Origin of the sequence: Paenibacillus lutrae (genome assembly GCF_009757775.1) — a bacterium.
Lineage (GTDB): Bacteria > Bacillota > Bacilli > Paenibacillales > NBRC-103111 > Paenibacillus_F > Paenibacillus_F lutrae.
The window spans coordinates 178,936-190,954 of the sequence record NZ_RHLK01000006.1; the positions used below are offsets into that span (position 1 = coordinate 178,936).

The 12,019-nt window shown below is 53.4% G+C and carries 7 protein-coding genes; 1 reads left to right on the forward strand and 6 read right to left on the reverse strand.

Annotated elements, in window-relative coordinates; genetic code table 11:
* Window positions 1–109: 109 nt before the first annotated feature.
* The 6 genes from mutL to EDM21_RS13045 form a co-directional block, all read right to left on the reverse strand.
* Complete coding sequence (gene mutL / locus EDM21_RS13020) at window positions 110–2,539, reverse strand: DNA mismatch repair endonuclease MutL (RefSeq protein WP_157336095.1); 2,430 nt, start codon at window positions 2,537–2,539, stop codon at window positions 110–112.
* Between the two features lie 12 nt (window positions 2,540–2,551).
* Complete coding sequence (locus tag EDM21_RS13025; protein ID WP_157336097.1) at window positions 2,552–3,991, reverse strand: S41 family peptidase; 1,440 nt, start codon at window positions 3,989–3,991, stop codon at window positions 2,552–2,554.
* Between the two features lie 116 nt (window positions 3,992–4,107).
* A complete protein-coding gene (mutS, locus tag EDM21_RS13030; protein WP_157336099.1) occupies window positions 4,108–6,861 on the reverse strand; it encodes a DNA mismatch repair protein MutS in 2,754 nt (917 codons plus the stop codon).
* Window positions 6,862–6,912: 51 nt separating this feature from the next.
* Complete coding sequence (locus EDM21_RS13035; RefSeq protein WP_157336101.1) at window positions 6,913–8,487, reverse strand: putative amidoligase domain-containing protein; 1,575 nt, start codon at window positions 8,485–8,487, stop codon at window positions 6,913–6,915.
* 99 nt (window positions 8,488–8,586) lie between these two features.
* Window positions 8,587–9,150 carry an outer spore coat protein CotE gene (gene cotE / locus EDM21_RS13040; protein WP_068775580.1) on the reverse strand — a complete coding sequence of 188 codons (564 nt, stop codon included), beginning with the start codon at window positions 9,148–9,150 and terminating at the stop codon, window positions 8,587–8,589.
* Between the two features lie 400 nt (window positions 9,151–9,550).
* A complete protein-coding gene (locus EDM21_RS13045; RefSeq protein ID WP_157336103.1) occupies window positions 9,551–10,537 on the reverse strand; it encodes an aromatic acid exporter family protein in 987 nt (328 codons plus the stop codon).
* 225 nt (window positions 10,538–10,762) lie between these two features.
* Between EDM21_RS13045 and EDM21_RS13050 the strand changes: the two genes are divergently transcribed.
* Window positions 10,763–12,007, forward strand: coding sequence for an Nramp family divalent metal transporter (locus EDM21_RS13050; RefSeq protein WP_157336105.1), 1,245 nt, complete (start codon window positions 10,763–10,765; stop codon window positions 12,005–12,007).
* Window positions 12,008–12,019 lie beyond the last annotated feature (12 nt).

Below are 12,019 nucleotides of genomic sequence, written 5' to 3' on the forward strand. Positions count from 1 at the left end.
CATAATGCTCAGAACCCGTCAAAATGCCCTGCCCAGGCATCATTATCGTCCATCCTATCTTTGGAAAATATCTATTATCGGAACCAAAGCGCTGTCATGCAGCGGACGTTCACATGACGCGTTTAAACATTTTTTCCAACTCATAGGTTGAAAAAGAAATCACAACCGGCCTTCCATGCGGACAAGTGTACGGGTTCATACAGCTTCCCAGCCGGTCCAATAAGGCTTCCATCTCCGCTGTGCTCAGGCTTTGATTCGCTTTAATGGAAGCCTTGCACGAGCAAAGGGTCGAAGATTTTTCCCGCAGCTTCGAGAGGTCGACTCCCTTGCGTTCCGTTAAAATCCACTCGCACATTTCTTCCACAATGCTCTGCTCATCCCCTGCCGGAAACCAGTGCGGATACGCCCTTACCAGGTACGTATTACCCCCAAAAGCTTCCAGATAAACGCCTACTTGTTCAAGAAGCGGAAGCTTCTCCTGGAGGGCAATAAAATCGACAGAAGTAAATTCGAGCGGAATCGGCACGAGCAGTTCCTGGCTGGCTTCCTGAGGCTCGCCGAACTTCGTGTAATAGTACTCGTAGTTAATCCTCTCATGCGCTGCGTGCTGGTCAATCATATACAGCCCGGCTTCATTCTGGGCAAGGAGATACGTGCCGTGCAGCTGACCGATCGGCGCAAGGGACGGAAAATCCGGCCGCCGGAGGGCTTCCTTGTCGCTGCGGGTGTGCAGCGAAGACATCAGGTTCCCCGCAGCCTCACGGGAGAAGGGCCGCTCTTCCTGGCTGGCCCGGCGCTCTTGAGGCTGCATCCGGCGCTCGGCGCTGCGATGCGGAGCCTGCGGCTCATGGCCGGAGCCTCCGCCGAGTCCTGCCGGCGGCTCGGGTGGCGGAGCATCCGGCCACGGTACGGACGCTCCGCCAGAAGCGTCCGTGCTCTGCCCGGCAGGTGCGTCCGGAGCTGCGCCGAGACCGCGCTGCGCAGCCCCAGCCATCGGCTGCCCGGCTGTCGGCGCGCCCGGGGCGTGCTCGCGCGATGACGCGGGGTCGCTGCCGGGACGCTGCTGCTGCGGACTGCCTGCTGCGGCATCCTGGGCATCGCCTGCTCCCCCAGCCGAATCCCCCACGGCTGCGGATCGGACGGCTTCTAAGCCGGCGGTCGCATGACCAGCAGCGATGCCATCGCTTGCAGGCGCGGTATCGCCGCCCAAGTGCCCGGGACCGCCGGCGGCATCGGCGCGTTCCTCCCGAGCTGCTTGGGGCCGCTCCGCTTGTCCGGGCCGAGGGGCATCTGCCGCCTCTGTCATCCCGGGCGGGCCGGGAACAACATCCGCTTGCGGATCAATTCCCGGCGATGCCGGCGCCGGCCGCTGATTCTGCAGCTGCTTGTTATCCCAAGCTGCCGTATCCGGCTTGTACTGCTCCCTCCACTTGGCAGGAGTGGTCCCTGCCTGGAGAAGCGGCTCGGCTTCGGGACGGTAAAGCGTCATCGTCTCCTGCACGAAGCTCTCTTTGATGCGCGCGGTTTGCTGTACGCCTTTGGGTATAAGAACCTGCTGGCCGAGCGCTTGCTTGATCAAATCTTCAACCATACGGATTAATTCCGGTTCTTTGCTGAAACGTACTTCCAGCTTCGAAGGGTGCACGTTGACATCCACCAGCGAAGGGTCCATCTCTATATGAAGTATAACCACCGGAAAGCGGTTAATCGGCAGCAGAGTATGATACCCGTTCATAATCGCATGCTGAACGGCAAAGCTTCTTACATACCTGCCGTTAATGATGATCGAAATGGCGCTGCGGTTAGCCCGGTTTAGCTCGGGACGGGAAATATAGCCGTTGATTTTATAATCCAGGCTCTCTTCCTCCACGGGAAGCATCTGCTTTCCGACTGCCGAACCGTATACCCCGGCGATTACCTGGAGGAGATCTCCCTTGCCCAGAGTTTGCAGAAGCGTGTTCCCGTTATGCTTCAAGGTAAAGGCGATATCGGGATGCGCCAGAGAAAGCCGGTACATATAATCCGAAATGTGCCCTAGTTCTGTTTGGATCGTCTTCATGTATTTCAGACGTGCCGGTGTGTTATAGAACAGTTCTTTGACCGAAATATCGGTACCTTTGCGGGCGGCTGCTTCTTCATGCGCCGCAACATGGCCGCCTTCTACGGCCAGTTTGCGGCCCAAGCCGCTGCCATCTGTCGCTGTAATCACTTCGGTTTTGGATACGGCAGCAATACTGGGCAGCGCCTCTCCCCTGAAGCCTAAGGTACGAATCGAGAACAGATCCTTGCCGGAATTGATTTTGCTCGTCGCATGACGGAAAAAAGCCATCTCACAGTCTTCGCCTTCAATTCCGGCACCATTGTCCGTCACCCGGATTAATTGAAGGCCGCCTTCTTCCACAATAACATCGATACGGCTGCTTCCGGCGTCAATTGAGTTCTCGACCAGTTCCTTCACGACCGACGCAGGTCGTTCCACAACTTCGCCGGCTGCGATTTGGTTGGCGATATGCTCATCTAGAAGCCGAATTTTGCCCATCTGAATCTACTCCTATTCTATGTCGAGCTGCAGCAGGTTATTAGCATCCGTCCACTGCAGCTGAGGGTATTTGTCATCAAATTTATCAAGATTAATATAGCTCGTCCCGTCTTTAAGCAGCAGGCTCCCTGCGGATAAAGCAAAGGTCGATTTACTGCCCGGTGAAAGATGAATTTCAACGCCTTGTATCCCCTGGTTCCACTCGATATCAGCGCCTATGAGCGCTGCCAGCGTACGCGAAGCCACATAGACTTGACCCTTCTCACGGATAGGTCTATGAGGTTCAGTGACTTCAATCTGATTAAGCGTCACATCATGCTTGCCCACCTCAACACGGAATTCCGTGAGACCGGCTTTGCGGAGGGCCGTAATCATTTGGGCCGTGTAGCCGTCTGATTTTACATCAGGATGGATGCCTACCCCGTTAACAGGCTTCAACGAAGGGGTTAAATATTCCTCTATCGTCACTTTAAGCGCACTGCCGTCACTCAGGCTGTACACGCTCTGCATGCTTCCCTTGCCATAACTTTGCATCCCGACAACTTTAGCGGCTCCGTAATCCTGAAGAGCACCCGCCAGCATTTCAGATGCGCTTGCGCTATTTTCATTCATAAGCACATAGACAGGTACATTCAGTTTGCTGCCTTTAGTAATCTCAATCGGGTTGTCCTGTCCATCCCGGTTTTTCGTATGGGCAAAGACACCTTGTTCCACAAAATTGGAAGCGATATTCTGAGCCGACTCGACCAGTCCGCCAAGATTATCGCGAAGATCAATGACAAGTGAGGTCATGCCCATCTCTTGAAGCGCATCCAGGTGAGCTTGGAACAGCTCGTCCGAGTCGCTTGAGAAACTGTCGATATCCATATACCCGATTGACGGTGTCAGCAGGTAACTCGTTACGTTGGGCATCTGAATCATGCCACGGGTGATCGTCATATCCATCTTCTTGCCTTCACGGTCAATCGTCAGTTTGACCTTCGTTCCATCGGGTCCGAGGATGGTGTTGACGACCTCATCGAGACTTTTGCCCTGGGCAGAAACTCCTTCGACCTTCACAATATAATCTTCTTTCTTTAAACCGCTCTTCTCGGCTGGTGATCCTTCAAACACTTTATCTACGTAAATCCCCTGTTCATCCATGCCCATTTGAGCACCGATCCCATAGTAGTTGCTTTCCAGATTGTTCGTGAACTTCTTCAATTCTTCTTTCGTAAAATATACCGTATAAGGATCTTTCTTCTTAAGAAGGTCAATCATTTCCTCAATGCTCTTGCCCTTCAGTTGGCTGTCCTTGATGCCGCTGACATGATATTGACCAAGAAGTTCTCTGACCTCTTGTGTGATTTGTGCGCTTTCTTGCGCCCATGCGGCCGAAGCGGGAAGTACGCCTCCAATTGCAGCTGCCAGAAGAAGGGCTGTTTTGAATTTACGGAATCCGGTAAAAGCCATCGAAAATCACCCTTTTATAAGATTAAGAAAATAATAACAGGTTAACTTCATCAGCATGCTCATGTTGTAGGGTCAAGGGTGTATCCGCTGTGAACAGTTGGAATCCATAAACGAGACTATTGAAGCTTCTTTCTAAGCTCATGCATCACATTAATCGCCTGAAGCGGGGTCATGTTCAGCAGATCCAGCGATTTAAGCTGATCGATAACCGACTGGACTTTGGAGTCCGGCTTGGCGCTTACTTGCTTGGGCTGCGGTTCGCCAAAAAGACTCAGCTGTTCAAAAGCTGCTGCAGAAGATGCATTTCCCCCCGCTTCCGGTCTCATATCTGCAATTACATGCGGTTCAGCGCCCTGCGTAAATTCCGGCTCCGCCTGCTGCTTATCTGCAGGGGTACTTCTTAAACGTATACCTGCTCGAACGGGCGCTTTCTCACCGGAAGGTGCGGCTGTTTCTTCTCCCGATCCAAGCGCTGCTCTCGTCTCAAAAGTTTGCAGCAGCTCATAAGAGCGGGTGATGATGGTATCCGGCAGTCCCGCAATTTCTGCGCAGTAGATGCCGTAGCTTGTGCTGGCGGCGCCACGGATCAGCTTGCGCAGGAAGGTTACCTGCTGCCCGCTTTCTTTGACGGCCATGCAGTAATTGCGCAGCTGCGGCAGCGTCTCTTCCAAGTGAGCCAGTTCGTGGAAATGGGTCGAGACGAGTGTCTTGCAGCCAATCTTGTGATGGAGGAACTCGATCACGGCTTGGGCGATCGCCATTCCTTCGCCCGTAGAAGTGCCCCGGCCCAGCTCATCGATAATAACGAGGCTGCGGGCGGTCGCTTTCTCCGTCATGATCTGGATGTCCATCATCTCGACCATGAACGTGCTCTGGCCCCCGATCAGATCGTCCGCTGCGCCGATGCGCGTGAAGATGCGGTCGATGATCGGCACAACCGCGCTGCGGGCGGGAACGAAGCAGCCGATCTGCGCCATCAGGCAGATCACGGCCACTTGCCGCATATAGGTGCTTTTACCGGCCATATTAGGACCGGTAATGAGCAGCATGCTGCCGTCATCGGCAGTGAGCTTCGTCTCATTCTCGATGAAAGCTCCGCTGTCGAGTACGGCTTCAACGACCGGATGACGTCCTTCCTCGACCAGCAGGTCATAGCCGTCACTGATCTCGGGACGTGTGAAGCGGTTAGATGCGCTGACGGTTGCCAGAGACTGGTACACATCCAGCTCCGCAATCGCTTCAGCCAGCTTCTGCAGCCGTCCGGTCTGGTCCGAAATACGCTCGCGCAGCTGCACGAACAATTCGTACTCCAGATCGGTCCGTTTGTCCTCCGCCTCCAGGATTAAGGCTTCCTTCTCCTTCAGCTCCGGTGTGACGAAGCGCTCCGCATTGGCAAGTGTCTGCTTGCGCTCATAGCGCCCCTCAGGCAGCGCGCCTACATTGGCTTTGGTAACTTCAATGTAATACCCGAACACCCGGTTGTAGCCGACCTTAAGTGTGCGGATACCGGTTGCTTCCCGCTCGCTTCTTTCCAGTTCGGCAATCCAGCGCTTGCCGTTCGTGCTGGCTTCACGCAGCTGATCCAGATAATCGTGGCAACCTTCGCGGATCATCCCGCCGTCCCGGACAGAGACGGGCGGTTCGTCTTCTATGGTACTGCGTATCCAGTCCGCGATATCGGAACAAGGGTCCATGTCTTCCACCAGCTTCTCCAGTACAGAGGCACCGGCATCCGCGCACACGGCTTTGAGGCGCGGAACCTGCTCCAGGGAAACCCGGAGAGCTACCATGTCACGGGCATTGGCACTGCCGTAAGCCATCCTGGCAACAAGCCTCTCCAGATCATAGACTTCCTTCAACACGCTCTGCAGATCGTCGCGCAGCATAATCTGGTTATACAGGATGTCTACCGCATCATGTCTGCTGCGGATCGCCTCCGCCTGCATCAGCGGTTTCTCGATCCACCGCTTGAGCATTCGCGCGCCCATTGCCGTCACCGTCTCATCCAGGAGCCAGAGCAAAGAACCTTTGCGGCTGCGCTCTCGGACGGTTTCGACCAGTTCAAGATTACGGCGGGTAAAAGGATCCATCGTCATGAACTGCTGCGGGGAATAAGCGCGTATTTCTTTGATATGCGTAAGACTCTGCTTCTGAGTCTCTAGCAAATAAGCGAGCAGGGCCGATACAGCAAGCCTGGAAGAAACATCCAGAGCTTCGACTGCCTGAACTCCAAACTGCGCATGCAGGTGATCGTCACCCAGACGATCCCAGGAAGTAAAGACAGCGGATTTGGCCGTCTGGAGGAGCGGTTTCCGAACCTGTTCGAGCAGTTCTTCCTGCCCGATAATCTCCGTAGGCGTATAGGCGTTCAGTTCGTCGATCAACATCTGAAAAGAGCTGTGAAGCGAAGTTGCATACAGCTCTCCCGTAGATACGTCGCAAGCACTAAACCCGTAGCGCCCGTCAGCGATAGATACGGCCGCTATGTAATTATTACTCGTCTCTCCGAGCGTTTTGCCGTCCATAACGGTGCCCGGTGTCACAATGCGGACGATTTCACGCCGTACGACACCTTTTGCAGCCGCCGGGTCTTCGACCTGCTCACAGATCGCGACTTTAAAACCTTTTTCTATCAAACGGGAAATATAGTTATCCGCAGAATGATAGGGAACTCCGCACATCGGAATGCGCTCATCCCCGCCGCCGCCGCGGCCCGTCAAGGTTATTTCCAGTTCTCTGGATGCGGAAATGGCGTCTTCGAAAAATAATTCATAGAAATCTCCCAAGCGGAAAAACAAAAAAGCATCCGGCACTTGAGCCTTAATTGCCAGATACTGTTGAATCATTGGCGTATATTGAGTTTGAGTCATGTTAACCTCCGACAAACGTCCAGCTAGTAATGCTGCCCTAGAATGTTTTCATTATACCATGTTTTCCTGCCTGTCATCTGCTTTACGGCTAAAGGGCCGGATTTTCCAGGCGGGCCGAAAATCCGTCAGTTCCCGCCAACCTTCCATTTGCCGGATCTGTTTTTGAAGCGGTTTGATATAGCGTGCAAACTCCTTGTAAAGAGCGGCCTTCTCCAGATCGGGCCAGAGACCTTCAACCGCTTCGGCAAGGAGCTTCTTCTCCCCTTGATAATACGCCCGCTGAAGCGCTATATCGTCTAAAGGCCGCTGGCGGAGCTCCTCGTATCCGTCCGCGATCAGCCGGGCTAGAGCAAACACTCCGAGCGTAACATGCGGGGAGACGAGCCAGCTCGGCAGCGTGCGGTACTCGAAGCCGCCGTGACTGCGCTGGCGGCGGTAATCGCCCAGCAGGCCGTAACGCGGTCTGCGGCGCGCGGTTGACTCCCCTTCGATCAGCATGAGAGGCAGCGCGAGGTAGTTATCGAGCGCGCGCAGCAGATGAGTATTCAGCCAGCAGCGGCTGAAATGTACGTGCCCGCCGAGCGGAAAGCCGGGCAGCGGCATCCCCCCGGCTACCCATGCGAGGCTCTCGTTGCCGATCTGCCGGGCAGCGGCAATCATCGCAGTGCGCAGATTAGCCGCGAGCTGCGCCGGATCACTGCTCGGCTGCGGACGAAGCTCGGCCAGCGGCATAATGACGCGGTGGCCGCTGAGCACGATGGCATCGCAGCCCGCTTGACCCTCCCGCCCCAAATATTTGGAGGCGGAGACGACCTTCCCGCCCGGACTGAGCAGCAGGAACTCGGGATCGCTGCCGAGTACCGCGGGCTCTGTCCGGGCAAGCTCTTCGGCGAGACTCGCCGCATAGCGCTCGATTGCGCGGGCATAAAGCGCCGCAAGCTTGGCATCCAGCGCAGGGACGGGGTGCACGCGCAGCACCACCGTGCGGCCGGACGGCTCAATCGCCACGTGTACGTGTCCATAGTCCAGGCCAAGCGCATACACGGCCTTCACAGATTCTCGGACCGCCCGCTGGTAATGAAAGGTATGCCGGTCCGCTCCGACTTCCTGGAAGCTCGGGGCGTCACTTCCGGCAAGACCCGGAAGCAGCAGGGAATTCTTCCGCTGAAAAACCGTAAGAACCTCCATATGAAATACATGAACCTGGAATTCATGAGTATAATTCCGGGAGTCCCTGCGGCCCTCAGAAGACGAGGTTACACCAGTCCGTGACCCGTACTCACTCAAGCCGTGCAGGGAAATACCGGTTCCACGTTCAGCCGCAGCAGACCCGGACCTGGGCAGATCATCAGTCCCGGGCCGATGGGAAGTTCTTATGCCGTGAACGGCTAATTGCTTCGAAGCTGCTTCTTTGTCAAGAGCCAGCTGTATTGCGCCTGGTGACTGCAGGACTCTTTTTATAGAAGAAGAAATTAACGCACTGCTCTGCTCCTCCGCCGGCAGCCCCCATATAATTAAAGCGGAAGGATAACCGGGAATTGTCGTTCCGGCCGCTTTACCCAGTTCTTTTGCAAGCAGCCTGGCTGTCCTCGTATCTTCCTCCGCATATAGAACGAATACCTTCATTCCTCATTCCTCCCGGATGCCCATTTGCGCCAGAGAAACAAAAAAGAGGGCAATCGCCCTCTGCAGCAGCTTCATCTGCCGCATACTATAATGTATTCTTTAGTTTATATCGTCGTCGAGCAGGTCGGGATTCAAATCTTCGAAGTCACTGTCATCTCCGATCAGATCGAAGTCCACATGCTTCTCCTCGTAGTCCCCACCGTTAGGGTCTACAATGACGTGCACCTTCGTTTCGGCCGTCAGCTCTACATGAAACTCGCGCTCTACGCGAATCAGCACGTTCCCGCCTCCGGCGATACTTGCCTCTACACAGTTAGGTTCCTGCGTCGCAACCGCGGAAACCTCTGCCGTCGACGATTTGTGTCTTTTGTCCAGATACGATAAACCAACTACCTCCGCATAAGAAACCGTTTCTTTCGCGACATCGGTTTTCGTATTCTTATCATACGAGTACCAGATGTTGATATCGTAAGTACCGACGACCTCGACTCCCTCTCCAGACTTGACGGCTTCGTATTGATTGTTAATAATCCAAGCGCCTAAGATACTGGTTGGAGCATGAGGCGGAGTCACGGTATGGCTTACGTGCGAAAATTTGCGTCCTTTGCCGCAGACAGCTTTAACGAGGATCTCTCTGCTTTGCAAATTTCTATCTATTGACATCCTTTCAACCTCCTCCATGCAATCATTCATTACAAGTGTATGCAGGACATAGGCGTTTGTTGATTGAACGAATGCAATCTAATCCATATATTTTGTAAAACCCGCATAAATCCAAGCATTCCGGTTCTATATTTAATGAATGGAAACAAATCAGTACAAATGAAAAGCGAGCCACATAGATCATTAATGGTAATTATGAAGCCGTAACTAAAAACGGATGCCTCAATTTAGAGGCACCTGTTTTCTTTATTTCTTATCCGGTTCGTTACCCTAGTCCCCTATCTACTTTTCAAAGAAACACAATGCTGTGAGTACCTTATTCTCTATAATCCGCATGGATTTGGAAGATCCGCACGCTCTAGCGCGGCCCTCTTCAACTTTCTTCTCTTAAAGCTGCTTTTCAGGAGCGTGCAGCCGCGGGCTTCTGTTTTTTTTGCTTTTTGGCCGTAATGAGATATTGATGAAGTTCCCGGGTCAGATGCAGCAGGGCAGCCCTAACCTCGAACTCCGCAGGAGTGCGCGGCAGAGGCTGTGTTTTGAACTCCTTTTCAAGCACATGTATTTTCTTCTCGCAGCGGCCCGTATAATAGTCTACCTTACAATCCATGCTGAGCTCTTCAAAAATAGAAGCCAGACTTTCACCGATCGGCAGCTCCTGGCTGACCTGTGAGACAAGTCCCACCATTCGTTCTATGGATTCAAACTGTTCACTTCGCATGTAGAAATAAAGCTGCATATCGGCATAGGCTTCCGTACCGAAAAGCAGTGCATTTTCGAGAGACCGCTCGGCTGTCTCTGTCCCTGCCTTCAGGACTTCGTTCAATTCAAGCAGTTCTTTGCCGTCCCAGACGGCATGGGTGTCCCTCAGATGCTCCGCAATATGCAGGAAGATGACAGAGAAAAGCCCCTCCACCTTGCTGCGATGATCCATCATCATCTTATCCGGCTTCGGCATATACGCGATATTGATCAGTGTGGCGCTACCTAACCCGATTATGAGCAGCAGCACTTCATTCAGGATCAGATCCGCACTGACCGTTTGTGCATTGTAAATATGAAACATCGTGACAGAAGCAGTGACCGCGCCATCGCTCAATTTCATCCGGTGCAGGACCGGAAAGGCAAGAAGTACGAACAAGCTGAGCACCCACACGCTAAAACCGAGTAATGAAAAAAGAATAGACGCAAAAAGAACAGCGAGAATCGAAGCAGCAATGCGCTGAAAAGCGTTCTTGATCCCTCTTCGTTTGGTTACTTGCACGCCCAGGATAGCAAGAAGCCCGGCGGAATTGGGGCTGCTTAAACCAATCCACCCGGCTATTAGAATGGAAACAATGACGGCTAGGGCCGTTTTAAGTACGCGAATGCCAATAAAAGGAATATTCATGAATATTAACTCCGTATAGTGGATTTTTCCTTTATTGATTATTCCATGTTCGGCTGCCGGGTTCAAGTTTTCCGCTTGGCCCCATCCTGTTATCAGGTACCGATTTCAGTTTCATCCGGACTAATTCGTGACAACTTAAAGACTTTTAACCTCGAATTCTTTTTGATATAGTCGGTTCAAGCAGGTGATGACTTCATTAAGTTGTGAACAGGAGGGGTATCATCAATGAGTAAATTGAAAACGGTTACAAGTCGTGAGGGTTTACAAAAAACGAATGGTTGGAAACAGTTTCTGGCCCTGCTTGGCCCAGGCTTTATCACAGCCGCTACGGTTATCGGTCCCGGAAGCATCACAGTCAGCAGCAAATCCGGTGCACTGATGGAGTATACAATTGTATGGGCGCTGGTGGCGGCAGCTATCTTCATGTCCGCTTACACGGTTATAGCAGGCAAAATCGGCGTACTAAGCAGCGAATCCCTGCTTTCCCTGGTTTCCCGTCATTACGGACGCTGGCTGGCAGTCTTGATCGGCGTATGCGTCTTCCTCATCACGGGAGGCTTCCAGACAGGGAACAATATAGGCGTTGGGCTGGCGTTCGATGCTATGTTTGGCGGCGGAATTGCGCTGTGGGCCTTCATCTTCCTCGTCATTACGCTGGTTTTCTTATGGACATCAAATAACTTTTATCAAATGCTTGAGAAAATTATGATGCTGATGGTCATTCTGATGATCGTCGCGTTTGTCGGCAATTTATTCAAAATCACGCCGGATCTGGGAGCTCTGGCGTCCGGTCTGGTTCCTTCCACCCCCAAAATATGGGGATTGGTCGTCGCTATTTCGGCTACAAGCTTCAGTATCGCCGGAGCAGCAGGCCAGGCATACATGGTGCAAGGCAAAGGCTGGAAGCTGCCTGACCTGCGCAAAAGCAATGCAAGCGCACTGATCGGCATTACCATTCTCTGCTTACTGAGCCTCATTATCATGATCACGTCCGCCGCGGTGCTTGCGCCCAAAGGCATCACCGTAGACAGCGCGGTCGATATGGCTGTGCAGCTCGAGCCGCTGCTCGGACCACTCGCCAAATGGCTGTTCCTGCTCGGACTCTTTGCCGCTTCATTCTCGTCCTTCGTGGCTAATGCCGTACTGGGCGGCATGATGCTCTCAGACGGGTTCGGCTGGGGCCGCACGCTCAATGACCGCAGCGTGAAAGTGCTCGGCTCCCTGCTGCTTATCCTCAGTACAGTCGTTGCCGCCGTGCTCCAGGTCAACCCGATCCAGCTAATCGTGGTTGCTCAAGCTACCACGGTACTGGGTGCCCCGCTAATCGCCATTGTTCTGCTTCTGCTCGGGAACAATAAGAAGGTCGTCGGCTCACATAAGAACAGTCTGGTGACGAATATGCTCGCCATACTTGCAACCGTCTGGCTGATTTACTTGTCCTACAACCAACTGACCGACTTCCTGAAATAATCACTTGGCTTG